The organism is Priestia sp. BR_2, from assembly GCF_041954005.1.
Lineage (GTDB): Bacteria > Bacillota > Bacilli > Paenibacillales > Paenibacillaceae > Paenibacillus_AQ > Paenibacillus_AQ lautus_A.
Genome location: NZ_JAVFHM010000338.1, coordinates 21,957 through 45,598, shown reverse-complemented (window position 1 = coordinate 45,598; position 23,642 = coordinate 21,957). Strand labels below are relative to the sequence as shown.

Genomic DNA, 23,642 nt, shown 5'->3' with positions numbered 1-23,642 from the left:
AAAGAATGATTTAGGGGATGAGAAAATGCCCGAAGGCAGTTACCCTTTTCCGATGTACTCCGGATTGTTGGAACACAGACATTACAAAAAAATAGGATCAGCAATATGGCTGTTCCTTTGGTGCATCAGCTCCACGACGAAGGAAGTCGAAAGGGACGGAATTGTCTGGGGTATCGTCCTTGGGAACAAGCCAGTAAAAATAAACGAACTTGAATCAGAATTCGGAGTGTCGGACCGGACGATCAGGTCGTGGATCAGAACGCTCGAAGATAACCACTACATACAAGTCACCAGAGCACCCTATGGTCTTATCTTTACAGTCCGGAACTCCAAAAAGTTCAAAAATAGATCGGAAGAAAACTTCCACTCTGACTCAGGAGATCGGCAACAATCTTCCGATCTGAACGCTAGTGATCGGCAGGAATCTTCCGATCACCCGGAAGAAAACTTCCGATCTAATAAAGATATTACAGAGATACACAATGCTGTTACTACTATCACGGATCCTGAGACCATTTTAAAACTTGCTCATGAAGTCGAGAAACATTTCTGCATGAGACGAGGGCAAGGTTTGAACGTGAGCACCTCAGATTTCGAGGAGATCAAAAAGATGGTGGCTACGGGGATCCCTTTAGACATCGTGAAGAGAAGCATTGATAAATCTTTCGCGGAGTACAAGCCCAAGCACAATTGGGACAAAATCCGAAACATGGCCTACTGCATCCCTCGCTGCCTTGACGAGTGGACAAAGATGCAGGTGGATGACTCCATAACTGTTGCGGTGCCGCCCGTGCCAGTCGCCCTTGGACAATCTCCCCAGCGTGGCTATCGAAACAAAAAACAAGCGCAGATGGACGAACTAGATCGCTTTATCGAGGAGGAGAAGAATCGTGGAAATCGTTGAAGTTGCTCAGCTTTACAAACACATCGCAAATTACTACCCAGCCTTTGACGCTTCGGTAGATCGAGTGAAGGCAGACCATAAGTATCTTCAGGATTTTCCCTTGAAGGTGGCTCAGGAAAATGTTGATGAGCACATTCGGAAGAGCAAGTATCCGCCGAATATTGCGGAGATTCGCGGGAGCTTAGGAGAACAAATTGAACGGGACCGAATGAAGGTGGCTACCGAAGAATATTTCTCCGAGCGTGCCCGTGCTCGAGAAGAAGCATGCCCTCCTCCGCCAGGCTGGAAAGAGGCATTATATGCAAAGCTCAAACGTGCATGACATAATCCTACCCGAGATGCCGCATGATTTGGCAGCTGAGTGCTCGGTACTCGGTGCTATCCTGGTCAATCCGGATGTGTACGAGTACGTTGAAGCACTGGTCCCGAACGCCTTTTATCGTGCAGAGCATCAGATCATCTTTAGCCGAATGTTGGAACTCGCCGAGGAGGGGCAGCCGATCGACCTGGTGACGTTGGCTTCTCGTCTGCAGGATCAGAAAGAGCTTGAAGATACAGGAGGCGTCAGCTACTTATCAAATCTGGCTCGCTCAGTTCCGACGACAGCAAATATAGAATCTTACGTCAAGTCAGTCCTAACCAAGTACATGTTGCGTGAATATATTCGGTCAAGTATGGCCGGGATACAGGCTGCTATGGCCGGTGAGGATATACGACACCTAGTCACATCAGCTCAGCAAGTTGCGACAACACTGGCAGATCAAGCAGCTCCTAAGAAGGATTTCAAACGAATCAATGACGTCCTGGTGGAAGTTATCGAGACGACAGAGGTTAAATCAGAGGCGTATAAGACAGGTAATGTTACGGGACTTCAAACTGGGTACACGGATTTGGATTTAATCACAGCCGGTCTACAACGTAGCGATTTAATCATTGTCGCTGCCCGGCCATCTGTCGGGAAGACTGCTTTTGCTCTCAACGTTGCGCAGAATGTAGCACTTCTGAGTAGGGATCCCGTAGCGATATTTAGTTTGGAGATGTCGGCTGCTCAATTGGTGACCCGAATGGTCAGCGCAGAAGGGAATCTGGAAGCAAGTAAACTCCGGATGGGTGATATGGCTGAAGATGATTGGAGCAAAATGTCCGCGGCTGCTGGTGTCCTCGGTGGTACGAATATTTTGATCGACGACTCAGCTGGAATCACGGTGCATGATATCCAGTCGAAATGCCGGCGCCTTAAGAAGCAGGAAGGACTTGGACTTATCGTAATCGATTATCTGCAACTGATCGTCGGCCGCAGCAAGGGTCGTGGGCCAGAGAACCGGCAGCAGGAGGTCTCGGAGATCTCCCGGACATTGAAACAGCTGGCCAAAGAGTTGGATGTTCCGATTATCGCGCTTTCCCAGCTTAGCCGCGGCGTGGAGCAACGGCAGGATAAGCGTCCAATGATGAGCGACCTTCGAGAATCCGGATCGATCGAACAGGATGCGGACATCGTGGCCTTCCTGTACCGGGATGACTACTACGACAAGGAATCCGAGAAGAAGAACATCATCGAAATCATCATAGCTAAACAGCGGAACGGCCCAGTTGGAACAATTGAGTTGGTGTTCCTGAAGCAATTCAATAAATTCGTCAATTACGACCGGATTCATTCAGATCCTGGTCCAAAACCACCAAAGCAGAACAAGGTGGTCAATATGGAAAAACGTCAATGGGCGTGAAGGAGGAGTAGCATTGGGAAAGCAAACGAGACCAACAATACCCACTCGTAAGCAGAAAGAAGAAATGAAGGCGTGGAAGCTTGTTCCGGATTCCTGGCTAGTCGTCCAGGATACCCCGACGGAGTTGCTTCTGATTAGTAAGAGCGGATTAAAGAAACGTTCCATCCGCCGAGGTGCATGATGGGGAGACCTTGGAGCAAGTGGAGCGTGTTCGAATACATGAGACACCGGTTCATGAATACTGGCAGCGTTCCCGATCGTCAGGAACTGTTTATCGAGTTCTCGGGCATGGAATCTTCTGAGATTGACGAGGGCGTTAAAGAGTTTGAGCTCGCTATGAAGATCGGAGGCGGACAGCTTGCGCAGTGAAGCTCGAATCGATCCGTTTTTTCAAGAGTCACCCTGGGAAATCATCTATGACAACGACGGTCGGCAAATTGGAGAAGTTTTCGTGCTCCGTGGATGGTCGAAGTCCAACAGAAAAAGGAGGGCTAAGAAACGTGGAAGTAAGAGACGAAATCAAAAGAGTTATTGACGACCTTGAAACGAAGGCCGAGGCTGTCGATAACACGGCTGCTGCTGCGGCCTACCAGTACGCCGCCGAAGAATTGAAGAAGGTGGGTAAATGAACCGATACGTCGGGGTTGACCACTCAACGAAAACGGGGGTCGCTATATTGGACCCGAACGGTAATGTCTTGAAAAGGATCGAGATCCAAGCGGATGGTGCGTTAGATGCTGCACGGATCAACGATGTTGTTGTCCGGACACTCCGGTTAATCCAGCCAACCGACAAAGTGGCCATCGAGGGATTCTCTCATGGGTCGACCGGATCTTTTGTGGGACAACAGTATGCAATAGGCTGGGCAATTCGAATCGGACTGTATGTGAGAAAGCAGAAATACATCGAGGTAGCCCCCACCCAGCTTAAAAAATTTGCTACTGGGGTGGGGAAAGGGTCGAAAGAGGAGCTAATCCTACCTATATTCAAACGCTGGGGGTTTGAACACCCAAGCGATAACGTCCGGGACGCATTTGTCCTGGCGCAAGTCATAAGAGCAATTCATGAGCCCGTACAGCTTACCAAGCCGCAGCAGGAAGTCATTCATAACATTATCAATCCACCGGTAAAAAAGCCGGCTAAAAAGAAGAAGGGAAAGTGATCGATATGGGGAAAGATTTTGCGAAGCTTACTGGAGAATTGGCAAAAGGGATCAAAATCGGGGAGTCGACAATTGAAATTAAACTAACTTTTCCACTTAAAGCAGCATTACCGCATTTGGTGTTCTTAAGTAACAACCAAGGGGAAGAGCTCAATGTATTCCTTGGAGATCCGCAAATGTCATTCGATTTTGATGAAGACGATGACGACGCCTACAAGATTTACCAAGGTGGCCGTCGCGTGACAACCGATGCTTCCGGTGTGGTGACATCCGTTGAACAACCGGATGAGCAGAAGGATGGAAATCAGGCTGAGTTGGACCTCGATGAGTCCGGATCAGAGGGATCCGCTGAACACAGTGATGGACAAGTTGAGGATCCTGCAGGAGACCCTCCACCGCCAGCGGAAGAGGACGAGCTGAACGATTACGAAAAGGAAGTAATGGGCGAAGGATCAACGCAAGAAGGTTCCGATCTTCCAGAATGGATGCAAGAACAGCAACAGGAACAGTCGGGTGGACAGGAGATGAGCTTTGAAGAATCTGACGATGATCCTGCAGACAATGATGCCTCTCAGGCCGAGGAAACTCAGGCTTCCAGCGGTGAAGAGATTAGCAAGGAGGAACTGGAAGAGTACATTCTTGCTCAGCGACCATCATTCCCTGACCATCCGCTCGATTTCCCAGAGTTGTTAAAACGTAAGCGTACGGAGGAAGTGACCTGGCGTGAGCTTGCTAATAGCGTCGGCATGACATCGGGGCAGTTGAACGGAAAGTATGCAAAGTACAAAGAAGCGGTCAAACAGGAAATGAAAAGTAACGGCGTCGCTTAAATATAATTGCATTCCAGCCCCGGTCGAAGCAGACCGGAGTACCTAAATACATGGGGTTAACAGAACATCAGTTCTTGTAGGAGGGGAAGCAGCATGAAATCATCGGTACCTAATCGTGAAAATGAACTGAAGGGGTCGCCCCCGAGTAAAGTCATGAACTATAGGCTTAGTCCGGATGAATTGGCGCAGATTGTTGGGAAACCGATTCCGGCATCACATAAGAAGCCGATCAACTTCAGATCTATTTTGAAGGGGAGAGGGTGATTCGGTTGAGCGTAATCGCAAATGTAGCTTCCTTATCAGGTGGAAAAGACAGCACAGCCATGTGGATCAAGGGGATATATGAGGACGGCGTTGACCTCATCCCTGTATTCGCAGACACGGGTCATGAACACATTGAAACATATAGATACCTTGACTATCTCGAAAGTGTACTCGGCCCTATCAAAAGGGTAAAGGCTGATTTCACCGAACGGATCGCAAAGAAGAGACTTTACGTCCAGGAACATTGGTCACGAAAGTTAACTAAGGACCTTCCGGGTTATTGGCACACCGATCTTGACGAGCCGGAGGCTTCACCGGGATGGGAACCGGAGGATAAGTCAAGAGAATGGACACATGGGTCATGGACTTGGATTCCCATGCAAAAAGGGATGACAGATAGAGAGGCTGAAGCCATTGTGGAACGAGCAGTGAATGCCCTGCAGCCAACAGGTATCCCTTTCTTGGATCTGTGTATCTGGAAAGGGCGCTTTCCAAGTACAAAAGCCCGGTTCTGCACTCAGTTTCTAAAGGTTGAAGTAATTCAAGAACAGGTGTATCTGCCGCTTCTAGAAGAGGGTTTTGACATCGTGAGCTGGCAAGGAGTACGGGCCGAAGAAAGCAGAGCGCGGGCAAACCTCTCTATGAGAGAGGCTGGTGACGGATTTACAGTATATCGTCCCTTGATTCATTGGACGGCTGATGATGTGTTCGCGATGCACAAGAAACACGGCATTGAACCAAATCCCCTGTACAAGCTTGGAATGGGGCGGGTTGGCTGCATGCCTTGCATTAATTGTAATAAAGCGGAACTTTTTGAAATAGCCCGCAGATTCCCGGAAGAAATTAAGCGTGTCGCTGAGTGGGAAAAGATAGTGAGCATGGCAAGTAAGCGAGGAGGATCAACTCTTTTTCCAACTGCCAATGGAGTTGGTGAAGGCATTTACGAGATGGTGGAATGGTCAAAAACAGCTCATGGCGGAAAACAGTACGATCTACTGAAAGCGATTGAGTTCGAAAATGTGCCAGCCTGCAGCTCCTCATACGGGCTTTGCGAATGAGGAAGTTTCATGAATTCAATTGCCCGATGTGTGGTGATGCTGGCGTTGAACAGCGCCGGGTTGATTTGAAGAGGCAGTGCCCTTGGTCTATCGTATCCTTCATGATTTGTAGGTGCGGGTACAATTGGCGGACCTATATTAGGGACAATTCCAGAGAGACACCATTCGACATTGTTGATGGCGATGATGATTAATACTGAGTTTAAGACACAAAAAGAGATTGGAAGCTAGTCCACTTTAATAATATCCAAGATTTCAAAGACAGTGTCCTTTAGCGAAGTCATTGTTACGTATCTCTGAGAAGTTGGTGTGTAACTTCCAACAGAAGTTATTGTCATACCATTCCGATCCTTAATTATCCCTGAATCTACTTGACCTGGAGAGATATTATGTGTTGAATCATTTCTAAGTTTTCTAAACTCATTAAAACTTTCTGATTCAATAATAGTTTTTAGTTTGCTAGATCTGAGGGGGTCTTTTTCCTGAAGTTTATTAATCAATGTTTTGTTAAAAGATACTATTCTCATTTCTATTCCGTAATTGATAGAGACGATATGAGCAATAGTGTCTAAAGCCGAGAAGGATTTGAGGAGAAATATCTCACCGTAGTATTCGAATCCTTCTTTGTTGGACCAATGTGGTTTTTCTTTAAACTGAGGGAAGAATTTGTTGCTTACTTTATCGTAATAAGGTTCATCTGGTATGCCGTTGTGATAATAAAATGAGGCCATAATATAACTGAAATTTAATTCACGTAATCGCTGGGCCAAGATACGAGCCCAAGTTCTAATTTTAATTGTTTCATCATCTAAAATTGTGAATTGTTCACTTATAAATTCTGAATCGCTAAATTCAAAGTGGGTGGAAAAACTCTTCAGTTCCTTCATTTCATCTGGAGTAGGGAAAGAAATTTCGTACATTTGATAACCTCTAAAAATGACAATGACCCCCTAATCCTTGGTCGGGGCGGGGGTCGATCGGTAATATATTCCTCTCGATAAATTATAACACGGGTGAGGGGATAAAGATGGGGAAAAGAAGAAATAATCCACTGCAGCTGGCGCTCAATATCCTGCCGATCGATGAGAAAGCAACTCGCCGTGCTGTAGAAGATTTTTTGGAAGAAGTTCGTATTTATCGGCAGATTGGTTTCGTTCGTAGGCAAGCAGCTAAGACCCCTAGTTATGAACCGCGATATCATGGAACAACAAATGTACTAAGCAAACCTACTGAGAAAGTGGCACTATGGAATGTGGATCGAGAAGCTGAGCTGCATCGGAAATCTGAATTGTTGGATTTAGCGATGAGTCGATTATCAAGTGTTCAAAGGGAAGTTATTGAGCGAAGTTATCTTAATATTGAAGATGAATTTGACTATATGAATAGCATTGAGATGGGTATTAGTGATCGTACGTATAGAAGATTAAAATTTAGTGGAATTAGATTGCTTGCTGCTGCTCTTAAATTAGAAAAGTAAAAAGTTTTACTTTGAAAGTCGTAAACTAAACGACTTTCTTTTTTGATGGAAAAAAGTTGATATTACTAGTACTATATTACTAAAACTATATCACTATACTGCTTAAATTAGGAGGTGGATCAAATTTCATCAATCAGTTTAAATAAAAGATTTGAAATGATCCTTAAGAGTTATGATCAAGCAAAACAAGAAAATATTAAAAATCATCCATTAGCTAATTTAGTTCGCAGAAATTTAACTCAAGAGTTAATTGAATCAATTGGGCTCGATACTTATAAGTATAAAGTGTCTGGTTCAGTAGGTCTGGGAAGATGGGCTGAGATTCCATGGATATCTATTTTCGATAAGAAGATTACAACAAGCGCACAAGTTGGATACTATATTGTTTTTTTGTTTAAATCTGATATGTCAGGTGTTTATCTTAGTTTAAACCAAGGCTGGACTTATTTTGAAAATAAATATGGTAAAAAGGCTGGACGACCTAAGTTAGCTAAAGCTACCTCTAAAATTAGAGGATCTTTAAACTCTATTCCTAACAATATGAATTCAATTATTGACCTTGGCAGTTATAATGATCTCCCTATCGGATACGAATTAGGACATATTTGTGGAATATATTATGAACTCGATAATTTCCCCTCTGAAGAAAGTATGCACAATGATTTAGTTAATCTTTTAGTAACTTATCAAGAGATATCAACTCTCCTTAATGGGCGGAGTTTCGCGCAATATAACGAGTATTTACTTGCCGAAGAAGATGGTTTATTTGTCGAAGATACATTCAGTGAAGAAGGTTACCAAAGAGAAGTAAACATCCTAAATCCAGGTGTCTTAGATAGTTTATTGGACGGTGAAGATGCTAGCACAAGGCCGGATCCAATAGTTAATAAAGACGGGACACGTAGATGGCCCAGAAACTCGAAAGTAGCAGCATCTGCTCTTCAAAGGTCTAAATATAAATGTTCTTATGATCCATCTCATCTCACATTTGTTTCAAACAAATATGTACCTTTTGTAGAAGCTCATCATTTAGTTCCAATGTCAGCTCAAGAAAAATACGTCAATAGTTTGGACAAAGTATCTAATATCGTAGCTCTATGTCCAAACTGCCATAGAATGATTCACTTCGGTCAAAATATAGATAAGAAGAAAATGATTGATTTATTATTCCAGGAAAGAGGCAACGAACTAAGTAAAATAGGGATAAATGTAACTAAAATGGAACTATATAAGTATTATGGAATTAGTAATAAGAAAATGTTGGAGGTCCAATAGATGGATTTATCGTTAGATAAGTATTTTTTTAAGCCCAAAGAGCCTAAAGAAATCATAAACACTGCATATATAGTTGTAGATACAAGTGTTTTATTATCAGCTTATCAATGGAAGGAAGTCACTTTTAAAGAGATGCTACGTATTTTAAATGAGATCTCTTCTGAAAAGAGATTGAAGATTCCATATCAAGTTTTTAAAGAATTTACAGATCAAAGGCCAAGGAAAATTAAAGAAACAATCGAAAAGTTAAATACTCAGATATACTCAAAAATTCAAAAAACAACGGACTTAATATCGGTTGTGCCGTTTTTTGAGATGCTAGAGGATAACGAGAAGCTTGAAAAAACAGAAGAAGAATATGTAAAAGCTCGAAAAGAGTATAGGAAAAGCCTTGAAGATTTATCAAAGCGATTAAGACTATTATTTCAGGATGATTTAGTCCTAAATTCTATTCAGCCATTATTTGAAGAAAATTGTTATTTATCATTTGATTATGAGGAATTAAGTAATGAAGCAAAACAACGACAGACTGACAAGCTACCTCCATTAACCGGTGGAGATCAAAATAAAAAAGAAAATAATTATGGTGATTATTATATATGGAAAGATATTTTATCCCTAAATGGTGATGTTATATTTGTGACGACTGATACAAAAGAAGACTGGTTTTACAAAGATCATGAAAAAAATATACTAGCACCGAGAAGAGAGTTGATTGAGGAATTTTATGAGAAAAATAATAAAAAGACAGTATGTATAGTACCTTTGAAAGAATTTGTAACAATTCTTAATCCAAAAACGAAAGAGGCAGTAATAGAAGATATCTCTAAAAACAATCAGTTGGATCAAATAACACAAAGGCTCTTTGAAATAAGGTATCTTGCAAATTATGTGGAACAAAATCCCAATAGTTTCAGAAAAGGAATCTACGACAATATGCATTATTTTTTTAATTATGGAGATATTGATATTTCTGATACTGAGTATCTTACTAAAGATGAAACAAACATCGAGTACATCTATATGAAGATAACTAGCTCGATTAATTATAATGTATCAGATTTAAAGAAAGTCCTGATAGGTGGCTATGCTGATGGTTCACAAATTATCGATATCAAAGAACAATCTATCAGTGATGCGATAAAGTATGATCTTTAATGATTGGTAAACATGAAACTGACTCTTTCTTTTAAATTTTTACGAGGTGATGACTAATGGAAGATTTAATTAAAGAAATTATAAAATTTAGGGATGAACGCAATTGGGCCAAATTTCATAATGGAAAAGATCTTGCGATCTCTCTTAATCTTGAGGCTAGCGAACTTCTTGAGTTGTTTCAATGGAAGAACAGCGAGGATGCAATTGCTGATAAGAAAGGTGAGATGCGAGATGAACTTGCTGATATCCTTTACTATACATTGCTGATGTTTAACGATCTTGATATTGATCCAAAGCAAGCGTTGATGGAGAAGTTACATAAAAACGCTGAAAAATATCCAGCAGATAAAGCTTATGGATCAAACAAAAAATATACTGAGTTAGAGGAGTAACTTCTAATGACACTTGTTATTTTACAACCTGCTGGAACTGATACTTCTGAGTTTAATTTCAACAGCACAATGAAAAAAACTGTCAGTCTAGATAAGATTGCGAAATACGATAAAGCTTATGGAGAGTATTTGAGTAATATATATAAGGATGGGGGAGCTCCGACGTGGGGGGTAACACCTGCTAAAAATAAAAGCAACGCAAAAAAATGGGAGAGAGTTAACCGAGGAGATGTTGTCTTTTTTTATGCTCAGAAACGATATTTCGCCACTGCTGTAGTAACAGGAAAATTGCATTGTAAATCACTTGCATTAGACCTATGGGGGTGGAAGGATCGCAATGAGGGAGTAACGTGGGAGTATATTTATTTTCTAGATGAGTTGAAGTTTATAAATATTTCTTTAAATGATATGAATAAATTAATTGATTATACTAAAGATAAATTTTTGCAGGGATTTACAGTACTTTCTCAGGAAAAAAGTAATGAGGTTCTTAATATATATGAATATGAAAGTGATACCTACGTTCCTTCTTATGATTTCGATAGTTACAGGAATGCTCTTAGTAAATTCCAATCAGGTCAACCATTGGACGCAGAGGGGAAAGCCCTTCGTCGAGCTGAACAAGGATTTTTGCGTCAGCATCTATTTGGATCTAGTCTGACAGGATATTGCGGAGTATGTGGAGAAGAACTTCCAGTAAATCTTCTGGTAGCAGCTCATATAAAAAAACGTGCAGAATGTACTCCTGAAGAAAAACTAGATGTATTTAATATTGTCATGCCGATGTGTAAACTAGGATGTGATGATTTATATGAAAGAGGATACATATCAGTGAAAGACGGGGAAATCGTAGTAAATGAACAAAAATACTTAACATCAAGTTTGAAGGTATATATAGAAAAAATAAATAAAAAGTTGTGTTTACATTGGAGTGAAGAGTCACTCAAGTATTTTGAATGGCATAATAATAAACACGGGTTTTCTTACTAGTTCGTTCTAATTTTTGTTTTAATTGATTTTTGTGGCCTGAAATTGACCGGAAATGGACCTCTAACTGGACTTATAATATGTTAAATTTATATTATGAAAAAGGCGAGAATGACACGCACGGCTGCATGAATGCGGCATATGACCGGGGCGTACCTCTTCTCGCTTTTTCTGATATATGGGGTCAATGTAGCTGATATTATTAATTCCATAGAACTATCCGATATATAATATATTCAAATAATGGGAGGATGAAGGAGTTTTGAGAATCAAAAAAGGATTAACATTACTCACTGCTTTTACTTTGGGGTTTTCTTTATTAGCGACAAACGTGGAGGCAGCTAGTACACCTTTTACACAGGGTGGAGGATATGAACAAGGGGCATACGATAATTCAGCTATGCAGCCTACAGGGCACAACTGGAACAGGAACTCTAGGTTTGCAGCGGTTAATTCTAACATTCATCTGAAGTGGAAGTATCAGATGCCTTCAGGCGGAAAATCATCCATAGTCATTGATGAAGAAGGAACAGTATTCACTAAAAATTATGAATCACCTTCAAATCCGAAATTTAATATTCATGCAATCAATCCTGATGGCACAATGAAATGGATACAACCGATTGTTGATACTTCGGTTAATGGCACTCCAATTATTAACAATGAAAAGAAATTGATTATTCCTGCAGGTTCAAAGTTGCTCACTTTAAACACCGGTGACGGAAGTGTTACTGAATTAACATTACCAACTAGCTACTCAAATGAAGTTTTAGTAGGAAAAGATGGCACCTACTACTTGTCTGGTATAGCTGGTAGATTGGCTGCGTATAATCCTGATGGTACTCCTAAATGGAGAACTTCTTTCGAATCTACATATCATGCAGGCTACCCTGCATTAACCAAACAAGGCTCTTTGATTTTTAAAGCTGGCTATGGCAGTTATGGAAGTTTATATTCATATAATTCACAAACCGGTGAAAAAAATTGGGAATTCAAGGATTTGGTTGGTAGCGAAACTCGGTCGGCACCAGCTATTGCTGAGAATGGGACAATTTACGCGACTTCACAAGATGGTTATGTTTATGCAATTAATCCGGATGGAACTTTAAAATGGAAGTTCACAGTAGATAGATCGATTTCAGCAACTGATACAATTGACCCAATAGTGGGGCCTGATGGCACGATTTATGCAGTTAACGGAACTAAGAATTTTTATGCAATTAACCCAGATGGAACTTTGAAATGGGTGTACAATTCTAAAGCAATGTATACATCACCTATAATTGATAAAAATAATTTGATATATATTGGCGTAGGTGGAAAAGTTGTAGCTCTTAATTCTGAAGGAGTTGAGCAGTGGTCTTTAGCCTTAGAAGCTTCTAATTTTGTGTCAGCACCAGCTATTGCGGAAGACGGGACAATTTATATTGCTGATTCAAGTGGTGCAGTCTATGCAATTGGTGGTGAAGTAATAGGAAAGGATCCTACGGACCCCCCGGTCGATCCTAAACCACCTGTTGATCCAGTCGGTGAACGTGCAATTTTCGTTCTGACATTAAGTAATGGGACTGAGAAAGAATATGACCTCTCTATGCAAGAAGTACAGCAATTTATCAGTTGGTACGAAGGAAGAGCGGCAGGTGCTGGCCCGGTAACATTCGCAATTAATAAGCACGATAATAATAAAGGTCCATTCAAACAGAGACAGGATTACATTGTTTTCGATAAGATTATCACTTTTGAAGTAAATGAATATTAGAGTATGGGCGGCTGTCTAAAACAGCGGCTTTTGATTTAATGAGCATTATGTTGAAAATGGAAAGTAATGAGGAGATAGTCAGCATTATTCCGAATTTATTATGTTGACTCCATTTTTAACCCAACAGTAGAATGGTCTTGTTCTTCCTCTCTAGTTACTAAGTGCAGATGCTTTTAAAGCAAGGAGCGCAGCGTTTTTGCTGCGGCCGGCACGGTCGCAATGTTCTGACGGATCTCTTTGCAGATAAACTGAATATATAATCCGAAGTCGTTCCTTCCTGGAGCGGCTTATTTTTATTTGCTTTATATAACATTAGTTACATTATATTCAAGTTTATGTTTAGACAAATGTTGATTATTCTTGTACTTTTATCACATACATAATTTAGGAGGAAGATAGATGTCTACATTAATTAAGAGAAGCACTCTATTTTTAACTGCAATTGTATTGTTTACTACCGTTTTTTTATCATCTAATACTTTTGCAGCTACAACTCAAGATCAGTACTCAGATAATTTAATTCCTAAGATGACTAGCCACACAGCACCTAGTGGTATTGCATCAGCAAGTCAGGAATACGGTCCCATGTATGCAGCTTGGAAGGCCTTTAACAGAAGTACCAGTCAATCATATGAAGATACTTGGGAACCACCTATTCCGACTGGATGGTTAGCTTATGAATTCGATTCTCCACAAGTTATTTCTAAGTATACAATTAAAAATATTACCCCACGTTTGAGCTCTGATATGAACAGAGCACCAAAGGATTGGACGTTTGAAGGATGGAATGAACAAACTCAAGCTTGGGATATCCTTGATACACGAATAAGCGAAATTAACTGGATCGGAGGAGAAAAGAGAGAGTACACCTTTAACAATATAACACCTTATAAAAAGTATCGTTTAAATGTGAAAGCTAACAATGGTGGTATATATGTAAGCATTGACGAATTAGAAATGATGAGTAAGATCACTGAACCAACCGAACCTCCAACAGAACCTACCGAACCTCCAACAGAACCTACAGAACCACCAACTGAACCAGATAGCAATCGTGCATTGCTTGAAATTACCTTGCTCAACGGGGCTATAAAAGAGTTTGATCTTTCTATGAGTGAAGTAAACGCATTTATTAATTGGTATGAAGCAAAAGCATCAGGAAGTGGCTCAATATCTTTTGCTATTGATAAACATGGGAACAACAAGGGTCCATTTAAGTCCAGAAAAGACTATATCATCTTCGATAAGATAATTAATTTTGAAGTAAGTGAATATTAGAATAATTAAGTCGTCCATCCCTGGGCGGCTTTTTATATTTCTTCGAAGGAGCACGATTTTATATGAAATGGATTGAATGGTTGGTAAAAGTGACTGTTGGGAGCTCCCCACGAAATCGGGAGGAACGACGACATGGCCGGAAAACGTAATAATCTGAAGCGACCACGTTATAAGCCAAAGCAGCCGGAAAAGTGTAAACGATGTGTGTGGGGTGAATGGACCGGTACAAAGCAGTTCTGTAGTAGGAGACCTTGTGTAAAGAAGGGAAATACTTCCTAATGTCGAATTGTGATATGGGAGATTTAGGAGGGGGATAATGGCATATTTAACATCACAGATTATTAATGATCCGCGTTATCAGGACAATGATATGTTTGGAGTAATTTGTATCACGTATATTATTACAATACCAATTGGGTATTTGATAATGAATAAATTACCAGAGAGATTAAAGGAGAACGAAAAACTCACTACATTCTTACTTTTTCTTTGGCTTTTTATTATTCCATGTATAGTATGCGCGTTATACGCTTATTACCGCGATTATAAGTGAAGATTGAAGTACCTCTGTGGGTGCTTTTCTTAAAAAGGGAAACCCTTCCTGATTTCGAAATTTGTTTTATTGAAGATATAGGAAAGGTGGTGGGATCGATTTACCCTTTAAACGCAGTTCATGTAATAGACCTTGATGATGTAAGTCCTTTCGCGTGGGGTCTCATAATTGGATCACTCACATTGGTGATCATAATACTGAATCTTTTAATAAAGTATTTGCCAGATAAACAAAGCGATAAAGTAGTGGCAAGTATGCCCTTTGTGATTACTGGTACAATAATTGTAATTGTTATTATAGGTGTAATCTTTGATAGGTAGTTCGTGATTTAGACAAGTTTGCACATGAATTTAGAGAATGTCGCTCTAAACGACAAAATCTAAGCCGATTTAAGGCATCCGTTATTGATTACGGATGGAATAGAGGAACAAGATTGGAAAATAGCAGAGAAGGGGCATAGCGTTGGCGTATGCTCCTATTTGTCGTTCATCAATATTAGAAACCAACTCAACTCAAAACTTTCTTGCATTTTCTAATCTCGGAATAGACCAAACGATGCAAAACAGTGCATAATTATATAGTTCTTTTGAATCTATGGAGGGAAAAAGAACCAAAACGTAGAATAGGTATAATGATGTTCTTTCAGAGGTGGGAACTCGGTAATTATCCTATTATTGTAAGCGAGGGAATAGAATAGTCATGGCTTATACATATCATTATGATGATTTTCAAGAAGTATGGAGATTAGGTGCGGAGGTTTGTATTGATACCAATGGTTTTCTAAACACTTATCGCTTCACACCAAGTGTTACAGACGAAATACTCAATGTGCTGGATCAAATCTCGGAGCGTATCTGGATTCCAGCGCAAGTAATCGAGGAATTCAATGAGAATCATAGCAAAGTAGTAAGTAGAGAACGGAACAAGTATAGAGAAGTTAATCAAGAAATACAGCGTATAACTGATAAGGCTAAAAATGATTTTGAGAAACAATTTTTTAAATTTGGTAAATTTAGATTTCCTCAGGTAAAAGAACTTAGGAATTTTATTGAAGCGTCAATTACATCAATACAAAATAAATCAATAGAGTATGAGAGCCAGATCACAGAGGTAATTGAAAAAAACAAAAAAATGCTTAAAGAAGATAAAGTGAAGGCATTCGTGACTAAACTAATTAGCAGTGGACAGGTTGGGACTCCATTTACAATTTCTAAGTTACTTGCTACATACGCTGAGGGTGAAGAAAGGTACAAGTATCAAATTCCCCCTGGCTACAAAGACGTTGACAAGGATAAAACAGATCCAACAAAAAGAAAAAAGTTTGGTGATCTAATTCTATGGAAACAACTATTGGAACACGCTAGTACAACAAATAAACCAATCATCTTGATAACAATGGACGAAAAAGAGGATTGGTGGGAGTTAGATGAAAAAAATCATAACGTTCCTCTTAGACCGAGAGATGAGTTACTTAGTGAATTTAAAGAATGTTGCAATCAAAACCTTGCCATGATGTCGCTTACACAGTTTGTGAATCATGTTTCTAAAATGAATGATATAACTATTGCTAATAGAACGAAGTTAGAATTAAACGCTAATGAATTTGCAAAAGATTTAATTAATGCAGCGGATTGGTCGCTAGTACTAGGAGATTCTGATTTAGAGAGTTATCTAATCAATAGTGGAGATTTGCAACAATTTTTGGATAATCCACTACAGGACGTTGAGGTTTTTGATTTTTCTAGCCCAAACATTAATATTAATTCTGTTGAAATTGATGAGGAAAATTGTGTTATCTTTGAAGGGGTATTTGTTTCCGAAGTTGCAGCAAATATTGATGAAGCGATGTCTAAAGAATATACCTTTTCCTCAGAAGCTCCTATCACAATTGAGGGCTCGATAAATTTGGAGTTTACAGTTGATTTCAGTAAAGAAGAAGAGTTTATAGATGAAAACTCTATTGAAGTAGCTGTAGGTGGGTTTGAGATTCTCTCAGTAGGCCGTCATCCTGAAGAATATTTCGAAGAAGATATCGACAGATGCACCGACTGTGGTAAAAATGTTGGTATATACTACAATCAGGCTGGTGATGCAATTTGCGAACAATGTTCTATAAATTATGAAACATGTCCGGATTGTGGAAAGCTATTCGAAATAGGAACAATGGGCGGAGCATTCTGCACTAAGTGTGAAGTCGGAAAATAATATTATTCGATTCTAAAAGACGAGTGACTTTCACTCGTCTTTTCTTGTTGGGGGTGGTGATGGTGTAGATGGCAAGGGAACGCAGTCCCGACCGGGACAAGGCAAAACAGATGTGGCTGGAGAGCGGCGGGACGATGAAGCTTAAAGACATCGCCGCCGCTCTTTCTATTGGAGAGACGCAGGTCCGAAAGTGGAAATCCCAGGAAAAATGGGCCAACGATTTGAATAGTAACGTTACCAATGAATCGAAAGGTAACGTTACTAAACGTGGCGCTCCAAAAGGGAACAAAAATGCTGTAGGTAACAATGGTGGAGCTCCTGCAGGTAATAAACGAGCTGTGGGCAATAAGGGTGGGCCCGGCGGACCACTGAGAAACAAGAAGGCCGTCACTACAGGTGAATACGAGACTATCTGGCTCGACGCATTGGAAGATGACGAGCTTGTTTTAGTGGACCGGATCGACACGGATCCTATCCTGCAGGTGGATGAATCGATTCTCAAATTTGAGATTCGCGAGCGGCGTATGCTACTTCGAATCAAGAGGCTGATCGACGGCCTGACTGAGAAGGAACGGCGGGTCCTGTACGAGCTCAAGTCTGTCAAGGAAGCCATGACGGTACATGACGAGAAATCCGGCCTGACCAAGACAATCCCCGTCACGCGCACCGAGCTGGTGGAGTCCGAGATTGAGGAAAAGAGCTTCAGGCAAATTGATGACATCATCGCTTTGGAGGAAGCCCTGACTCGAGTCCAAGACAAAAAGTTAAAGGCAATTGAACTGAAAAACAAGCTGCTGGATGAAGAGCGGCAGGTCCGCATTGAAAAGCTTAAGTTTGAGCTTCAAATGCTTCGAGGCGGCGAAGGCGATGACGTTAAAGATGATGGATTCATTGAAGCTCTAAGAGGAAAAGCGGCGGAGGTGTGGGCGGATGGCAAGACTGAAGCTTAAGCCGCCACCTTTTAAATGGAGACCTTTTTCCGAGAAGCAGATCCAAGTCCTGACTTGGTGGATGCAGGAGAGCCCACATCACGATAAGGACGGCATAATATGTGACGGATCCGTTCGTGCCGGCAAGACGGTCGCCATGTCGCTCAGCTATGTGTTCTGGGCCATGGAAAGCTTTAATGGCGAGCAGTTTGGTATGTCCGGCAAGACCATCGGCGCGCTGCGACGAAACGTAATCGGGCCGCTCAAGCGAATGCTGACGAGCCGGGGATATAGCGTTCATGACAACCTGACGGATAACGTCCTGACGATCAGCCGCGGGTTAGTGGCGAACTATTTCTTCCTGTTTGGCGGGAAGGACGAGCGGAGCCAGGACTTGATCCAAGGGATCACGTTAGCCGGTATGTTCTTCGATGAGGTAGCCCTGATGCCACAGTCGTTTGTGAACCAAGCCGTGGCGCGCTGCTCTGTTGAAGGCAGGAAGTATTGGTTCAACTGCAACCCGGCCGGCCCTTATCACTGGTTCAAGGTTGAATGGTTGGATCAGGCTGTCGAGAAACGTGTGCTGCATCTGCACTTCACGATGGACGATAACCTGTCGTTGTCTGAAAAAATCAAAGACGGCTACCGCAGGCTGTTCAGTGGCGTATTCTATAAGCGATACATTCTTGGCTTATGGGTGTTGGCAGAGGGTATTATTTACGACATGTTTGACAAGGACAAGCACGTTGTGCCGACTGAGGAACGGCCATATACGCAGTATTATGTCAGTTGTGACTATGGGACCCAAAACCCGACCACATTTGGGCTATGGGGTCAATCTCAAGGTATTTGGTACAAGGTCAAGGAATATCACTATGATGGCCGAGCTCGCAGCCGGCAGAAAACCGACGAGGAATACTGCGATGATCTCATAGAGTTTGTAGGCAAGCTGCCGGTTAAGGGAATCATTATCGACCCTTCGGCAGCTTCTTTTATTGCAGCCATCAAGAAGCGTGGCGTGCTGCGCGTCATTAAGGCTGCCAATGAGGTAGTGAACGGGATCCGCGACGTCGCGTCGGCGTTGGTTGAAGGTTTGATCAAATATAACGATTGCTGCAAGGAGACGTTCCGGGAATTCAGTTCCTATGTTTGGGACGAGAAGGCAGCAGCTCGCGGCGAAGACAAGCCGGTTAAAGAGAACGATCACCAGATGGACGGTGATCGTTATTTTGTGCATACCATCGTGAAGCGTCGGGGCGGTGTATTCTTCCCGGGGCAAGCGTGAAAGGAGGAAGACCGTGTCATTACTGTGGCCTACAGATGAATATCAAAAGGAAATTGAAGACATTATCATCCGGGGAGCTAAAACGGCGGCCACGCTGGAGCAAATCATCCAGCTTGAGATCGGCGGGTGGAGGGCCTCCCCTAAGCGGAAATGGATGGAGATTGGTGACCTCTATTACCGTAATAAAACGGACATCTTGGAGCGGCAGCGGACTGCAATAGGTGCTTCTGGAGCTCGGGAGCCAGTCGGTAACCTGGCTAATAACAAACTGGCTAATGCATTTGTACGAAAATTAGTGGACCAGAAGGTCGGCTATTTGCTCGGGAAGCCACTAAGCATCCAGACAGATAATTCAAAGTACGCGGATGCGTGGGATGAAGTTTTCGACAGCACCATGTTCCGGAGAATCCAGTCTACAGGGAAGGAAGCAGTCAATAAAGGGATTGCCTGGTGGTTCGTGTACTACGATGAAGAAGGAAATCTCCAGTTTAGGAAGATGCGATCAGAGGAAATCATTCCACTCTGGGCCGACGAGGCGCACACAGTTTTGGATGCGATCATACGTGATTATGAGGTCATTGTTTACGAGGGCATGCAACGCAAGACTGTCAGAAAAATTGAATGGTGGGATACACAAGGTGTTCGCCGCTACGTAATGGACGGAACGGGCTTTATACCAGATGTGGAAGCCGGGCCGGTCGGATCCCATTTCTCGGTAATTTCTGGTGGTCAGGAACAACCGATGAATTGGGAACGCGTACCGTTCATTTGCTGGAAGTATAACGAGGAAGAGCAGCCCCTTGTCGAGATCATCAAATCCCTGGTAGACGACTATGACCGTAACAAATCCGATAACAGCAACAACCTGGAGGATTTGCCTGAATCGATCTACAAGGTCAAAAATTACAGCGGGACGGATCCGGCCGAATTCCGTAAAAATCTTGCATTATTTCGGACTGCTTTTGTAGACGGTGACGGAGATCTGGATACGCTGTCGCTTGCGCTCAGTGTCGAAACCTATAAGACTCATATGGAACAGGCCCGCAAGGATATTTATGAGTTTGGTCGTGGCGTCGATACGCAGGGCGTAGAAATCGGTAGCGCCCCCTCAGGAATCGCACTGAAATTTCTTTATTCAGACCTTGATCTCGATGCCAGTCTCATGGAGACCGAGTTTCAGGCCTCTCTTGAGCAGCTTCGGTGGTTCGTCGATACGCACCTGTATAACACGACAAAGGTTGATTACAGCGAAGAGGATATTGAGTTTATCTTCAATCGAGATATGCCGATTGATGAGGAAAGCATCATTCGCGGGATAAAAGACAGCATCGGTATTTTGTCAGACGAAACGCTTGTTGCGCAACATCCGTGGGTTCGTGTTGTTCAGGCTGAACTGGACCGCATTCAGAAGCAAAAAGAGGAGTCTCTTGAGCGCATGGCCGCATACGGCGGGCTTCCACCGAATACACCGCCTGATGCTACCAGTGAGGATGGCGATGATGAATGAAATCGGAAGATTACTGGGCGCGCCGGATGGAGGACCTGAACGAGGCGGAGCTTCGAAAGGGAGAGGCGTATATCAAGGCGCAGGACGCTGAGTATGACAAGGCGTTGGCCCGGATCCGGAAGGAGACGGAAGCCTGGTATGCTCGGCTTGCCAAGAACAACGGTGAAATCTCTATGGCAGCTGCTCGCAAGCTCCTGACAGACAATGAGCTCAAGGAGTTTCATTGGTCGGTAGAGGATTACATCAAGGTCGGCCGGGAAAATGCAATCGATCAGCGATGGATGAAGCAACTTGAAAATGCGAGTGCCAAAGCCCACATCAGCCGGCTGGAGGAACTGGAGCTGAAGTTGCAGCAAGAAGTCGAACTGCTGACGGCCCGGCGGGCCAGGGGTTCGACCGAAGTCCTCGGCGATATCTACAAGGAAGGGTATTACAAAGGGATCTTCGAAGTACAGCGCGGCGTCGGCGAGGGCGTGCCGTTTGCTGGGCTGGATGCCCGCCAGATTGACAAGGTCTTGGCGAAGCCCTGGGCGCCAGACGGTCGGAACTTCAGTTCGAGGATCTGGGGAGATCGGGATAAGCTGCTGTCGGAGCTGCAGACGGTACTGACGCAAGACCTGACCCGCAGCGAGCCGTCAGATAAGGTGATCTCCGATTTTGCGGAGCGGATGGGCGTCAGCAAGCGTGCGGCTGAGCGGCTTATCTTAACGGAGGCGGCGTATTTCTCCGGTCAGTCTCGGATCGATGGGTATAAGACCCAGGGGGTTACGGCCTATAAGTTCGTCGCCACACTGGACAAACGGACATCCAAAGTTTGCCGGGAAATGGACGGGGAGATCATTCCGCTGTCGGAGGCGAAGCCCGGAGTCAACTATCCGCCATTGCATGCATATTGCCGCTCGACGACGATTCCCGTTTACGAGGACGAGGGGGAGGAGGCAGAGCCCGGCGAACGGGCTGCGCGCGGGAAGGACGGCAAAACCTTCAGCGTGCCGGGTAACATGTCTTATAAGGAGTGGGCCGCGAAACACGCGCCGAAGGATTCTGAAAAGCCGCCAGCGGTTTCAGAGCCGCCGGTAGTCGATCCGCCACCGGTTAAGACGACGGAGCCTGATCCGGTGCCATCGGCACAACTTCCAAGCCCGCCGCAACCACCTGCTCCATCCGATCCGCCGGAGTTGACGAAAGACGAAGAGGCGGCTGTCACGCGGTACATCGGAGGCGAGTCTTACGTACTTAATGACAAGCTACGCCGCGGGCAACCGCTAGAAAGTCGGGAAATGGAATGGATCGAGGAACTAGATAAGGCCCTTAACAAGCTTCCTCCATATGAAGGGGATGTGTCGAGGTCGCTGCAGTTCACTTCAGAGGAATCCCTCGAGGAGTTTATGGCAGACATCCGGTCCGGAGCCGTGATACAATATCCGCAGTACATCTCGACAACGGCTGGCCCTATTTACAATCCGGCTGGTCAGGTTCAAATGATCATTTTGGGTGCCCGTCAGGGTCGTAACATCACGATGTACAACCCGGGAGAACAAGAAATTCTGTATTGGAGGAATTTCGGGTTTGAGGTTACCGAGGTGCGGTATGTGGACGGCGTTTACATCATCCTCATGAGGGAGGTTGGTCAATGAGTCAGAACAAAAAACCATTTTCGGATCCGCGGTGGAATGATACTTCGAAACCGAAGATTATCGGGTACCGGGAGATCCCTCCGGAAGAACAGAAAAAATACAAGAAACAGCTGGATGACTTTTTACGGAAATCGGGAGTTATGAAAAAGGATCATAATTAAGGCACTTACGCATGGATTTGCGAGGGTGCCTTTTTATTATGCCTGGAGGAGGTAGTCTATGCCCAAGCGATATAAGAAGAGCGTTTTTATTGACGTCCTTGAATTCAGCAATACGCCTGAGAACCACCAAGACATCATTGATTTTACCGGCTTGCCTATCAGCGTCGAGTACATCAGTGACGGTGTGCAGCTCCGGGTGATTCGTGGAGCCTACAGCGTCCTGGTGGCCAAGTTGGGGGAGTGCATCGTGAAAGATGGTGCTGGTACCTTAAGTGTTCGGACTAAAGAGTCACTTGAGGCCGAGGGGCACACCCTAGTCGAAGAGGCTGGCTAAACTCTTGCCCTGTCGAATGGCTTAAAACTAGGCATACTCGCGGTCGGAGTATATCGGCCGGCTCCCTTAGCTGGAGAGCAGCTATAAAAATCTATGGAGGTTGATGATAAATGGATTGGTTACGTGAGCTTTTGAAGAATGCCGGGTTGGATGAATCGAAGATCGATGCCTTGATCGGTGACGTGAACAAGGAGCTTCCGAAACACTTCGTGCCGAAGGACAAGTACAACGAGGTGTCGGAAGCCCGCAAGGCAGCTGAGCAGAGTGTTACTGATCGTGATAAACAACTGGAGCAACTCAAGAAGGAAGTAGGCGACAACAAGGAACTGCAAACCAAGATCGAGCAGCTGCAGGGCGAGAACAAAACGGCGAAGGAAAAATATGAGTCCGACATGAAGGATCTCCGCCTAGGCACTGCAGTCAAATTGTCGCTGGCTGGTAAGGTCCACGATCCGGACATTGTCTCTGGTCTCCTGGACAAATCCAAGATTGAACTGGATGACAACGGCAATATCAAAGCTGGCCTGGATGACCAGATCAAAGCCCTGCAAACGAGCAAGGCTTTTTTGTTTGTCCCGGAAGACAAAGGCAGCGGTCAGTTCCAATTCCGCGGGGCAAACCCACCTGAAGGAGGAGGGTCCCGAAACGGTGGAGGATCTGGCGACAATAAGGCAGCCGACTTCGGCAAACGAATCGCTGATTTCGCAAAGTCCAATTCAGCGACAAGCGATGCACAAAAATCTTACTTTGGAGAGTGATATGA

26 protein-coding genes are annotated in these 23,642 nt (G+C 43.4%); 25 read left to right on the top strand and 1 reads right to left on the bottom strand.

Annotation, left to right across the window (positions count from 1 at the left end):
• Window positions 1-25: 25 nt before the first annotated feature.
• The 10 genes from RB298_RS29395 to RB298_RS29350 all read left to right on the top strand — a co-directional run bounded on the left by RB298_RS29395 (window position 26) and on the right by RB298_RS29350 (window position 5,942).
• Window positions 26-904 (top strand): hypothetical protein, encoded by an 879-nt coding sequence (locus tag RB298_RS29395; protein ID WP_486049927.1) that lies wholly within the window; start codon window positions 26-28, stop codon window positions 902-904.
• The gene (locus RB298_RS29390) at window positions 891-1,226 is read left to right on the top strand and encodes a hypothetical protein (RefSeq protein WP_486049926.1); all 336 of its coding nucleotides are present in this window, start codon (window positions 891-893) and stop codon (window positions 1,224-1,226) included. Before RB298_RS29395 ends, RB298_RS29390 begins: the two co-directional genes overlap by 14 nt.
• The gene (dnaB, locus tag RB298_RS29385) at window positions 1,204-2,628 is read left to right on the top strand and encodes a replicative DNA helicase (RefSeq protein WP_486049924.1); all 1,425 of its coding nucleotides are present in this window, start codon (window positions 1,204-1,206) and stop codon (window positions 2,626-2,628) included. The genes RB298_RS29390 and dnaB overlap by 23 nt, the downstream gene beginning before the upstream one ends.
• Before the next feature lie 13 nt (window positions 2,629-2,641).
• Window positions 2,642-2,809 (top strand): DUF6906 family protein, encoded by a 168-nt coding sequence (locus tag RB298_RS29380; protein ID WP_486049922.1) that lies wholly within the window; start codon window positions 2,642-2,644, stop codon window positions 2,807-2,809.
• A gap of 53 nt (window positions 2,810-2,862) precedes the next feature.
• Window positions 2,863-2,997, top strand: coding sequence for a hypothetical protein (locus RB298_RS29375; RefSeq protein WP_486049920.1), 135 nt, complete (start codon window positions 2,863-2,865; stop codon window positions 2,995-2,997).
• Window positions 2,998-3,128: 131 nt separating this feature from the next.
• The gene (locus RB298_RS29370; protein ID WP_486049918.1) at window positions 3,129-3,257 is read left to right on the top strand and encodes a hypothetical protein; all 129 of its coding nucleotides are present in this window, start codon (window positions 3,129-3,131) and stop codon (window positions 3,255-3,257) included.
• Window positions 3,254-3,790: a hypothetical protein gene (locus RB298_RS29365; protein WP_148248689.1), complete on the top strand. Its 537-nt coding sequence runs from the start codon at window positions 3,254-3,256 to the stop codon at window positions 3,788-3,790. Before RB298_RS29370 ends, RB298_RS29365 begins: the two co-directional genes overlap by 4 nt.
• Window positions 3,791-3,795: 5 nt before the next feature.
• Complete coding sequence (locus RB298_RS29360; RefSeq protein WP_486049916.1) at window positions 3,796-4,620, top strand: hypothetical protein; 825 nt, start codon at window positions 3,796-3,798, stop codon at window positions 4,618-4,620.
• 93 nt (window positions 4,621-4,713) lie between these two features.
• A complete protein-coding gene (locus RB298_RS29355) occupies window positions 4,714-4,884 on the top strand; it encodes a hypothetical protein (RefSeq protein ID WP_486049915.1) in 171 nt (56 codons plus the stop codon).
• 5 nt (window positions 4,885-4,889) lie between these two features.
• The gene (locus RB298_RS29350; RefSeq protein WP_486049913.1) at window positions 4,890-5,942 is read left to right on the top strand and encodes a phosphoadenosine phosphosulfate reductase domain-containing protein; all 1,053 of its coding nucleotides are present in this window, start codon (window positions 4,890-4,892) and stop codon (window positions 5,940-5,942) included.
• Between the two features lie 227 nt (window positions 5,943-6,169).
• Here RB298_RS29350 and RB298_RS29345 read toward each other — a convergent pair whose 3' ends face one another.
• Window positions 6,170-6,862, bottom strand: a complete 693-nt coding sequence (locus RB298_RS29345; RefSeq protein WP_486049911.1) for a Cthe_2314 family HEPN domain-containing protein — start codon at window positions 6,860-6,862, stop codon at window positions 6,170-6,172.
• Window positions 6,863-6,969: 107 nt separating this feature from the next.
• On the opposite strand from RB298_RS29345, the gene RB298_RS29340 reads away from it, so the two are divergent.
• The 15 genes from RB298_RS29340 (at window position 6,970) to RB298_RS29270 (ending at window position 23,637) form a co-directional block, all read left to right on the top strand.
• Window positions 6,970-7,419, top strand: coding sequence for an ArpU family phage packaging/lysis transcriptional regulator (locus RB298_RS29340; protein ID WP_486049909.1), 450 nt, complete (start codon window positions 6,970-6,972; stop codon window positions 7,417-7,419).
• Window positions 7,420-7,533: 114 nt separating this feature from the next.
• The gene (locus RB298_RS29335) at window positions 7,534-8,694 is read left to right on the top strand and encodes an MrcB family domain-containing protein (RefSeq protein ID WP_486049907.1); all 1,161 of its coding nucleotides are present in this window, start codon (window positions 7,534-7,536) and stop codon (window positions 8,692-8,694) included.
• A complete protein-coding gene (locus RB298_RS29330; RefSeq protein WP_486049905.1) occupies window positions 8,695-9,852 on the top strand; it encodes a PIN-like domain-containing protein in 1,158 nt (385 codons plus the stop codon).
• Window positions 9,853-9,908: 56 nt separating this feature from the next.
• Window positions 9,909-10,244, top strand: coding sequence for a nucleotide pyrophosphohydrolase (locus tag RB298_RS29325; RefSeq protein WP_486049903.1), 336 nt, complete (start codon window positions 9,909-9,911; stop codon window positions 10,242-10,244).
• A 6-nt stretch (window positions 10,245-10,250) separates the two neighbouring features.
• The gene (locus RB298_RS29320) at window positions 10,251-11,234 is read left to right on the top strand and encodes an HNH endonuclease (RefSeq protein ID WP_486049901.1); all 984 of its coding nucleotides are present in this window, start codon (window positions 10,251-10,253) and stop codon (window positions 11,232-11,234) included.
• Window positions 11,235-11,493: 259 nt separating this feature from the next.
• Window positions 11,494-12,990, top strand: coding sequence for a PQQ-binding-like beta-propeller repeat protein (locus RB298_RS29315; RefSeq protein ID WP_486049899.1), 1,497 nt, complete (start codon window positions 11,494-11,496; stop codon window positions 12,988-12,990).
• A gap of 399 nt (window positions 12,991-13,389) precedes the next feature.
• Window positions 13,390-14,268, top strand: a complete 879-nt coding sequence (locus RB298_RS29310; protein WP_486049897.1) for a discoidin domain-containing protein — start codon at window positions 13,390-13,392, stop codon at window positions 14,266-14,268.
• Between the two features lie 1,252 nt (window positions 14,269-15,520).
• The gene (locus tag RB298_RS29305) at window positions 15,521-17,026 is read left to right on the top strand and encodes a PIN domain-containing protein (protein ID WP_486049895.1); all 1,506 of its coding nucleotides are present in this window, start codon (window positions 15,521-15,523) and stop codon (window positions 17,024-17,026) included.
• A 68-nt stretch (window positions 17,027-17,094) separates the two neighbouring features.
• Complete coding sequence (terS, locus tag RB298_RS29300; RefSeq protein ID WP_486049893.1) at window positions 17,095-17,976, top strand: phage terminase small subunit; 882 nt, start codon at window positions 17,095-17,097, stop codon at window positions 17,974-17,976.
• Window positions 17,957-19,240: a PBSX family phage terminase large subunit gene (locus RB298_RS29295; RefSeq protein ID WP_486049891.1), complete on the top strand. Its 1,284-nt coding sequence runs from the start codon at window positions 17,957-17,959 to the stop codon at window positions 19,238-19,240. Before terS ends, RB298_RS29295 begins: the two co-directional genes overlap by 20 nt.
• Window positions 19,241-19,253: 13 nt before the next feature.
• Window positions 19,254-20,747 (top strand): phage portal protein, encoded by a 1,494-nt coding sequence (locus RB298_RS29290; RefSeq protein ID WP_486049889.1) that lies wholly within the window; start codon window positions 19,254-19,256, stop codon window positions 20,745-20,747.
• Window positions 20,744-22,384: a minor capsid protein gene (locus RB298_RS29285; protein WP_486049887.1), complete on the top strand. Its 1,641-nt coding sequence runs from the start codon at window positions 20,744-20,746 to the stop codon at window positions 22,382-22,384. Before RB298_RS29290 ends, RB298_RS29285 begins: the two co-directional genes overlap by 4 nt.
• Window positions 22,381-22,545, top strand: coding sequence for a hypothetical protein (locus RB298_RS29280; protein WP_486049885.1), 165 nt, complete (start codon window positions 22,381-22,383; stop codon window positions 22,543-22,545). The genes RB298_RS29285 and RB298_RS29280 overlap by 4 nt, the downstream gene beginning before the upstream one ends.
• A gap of 58 nt (window positions 22,546-22,603) precedes the next feature.
• Window positions 22,604-22,879: a hypothetical protein gene (locus RB298_RS29275; protein WP_486049883.1), complete on the top strand. Its 276-nt coding sequence runs from the start codon at window positions 22,604-22,606 to the stop codon at window positions 22,877-22,879.
• Window positions 22,880-22,989: 110 nt separating this feature from the next.
• A complete protein-coding gene (locus RB298_RS29270) occupies window positions 22,990-23,637 on the top strand; it encodes a phage scaffolding protein (protein ID WP_486049881.1) in 648 nt (215 codons plus the stop codon).
• The last annotated feature ends 5 nt before the right edge of the window (window positions 23,638-23,642 follow it).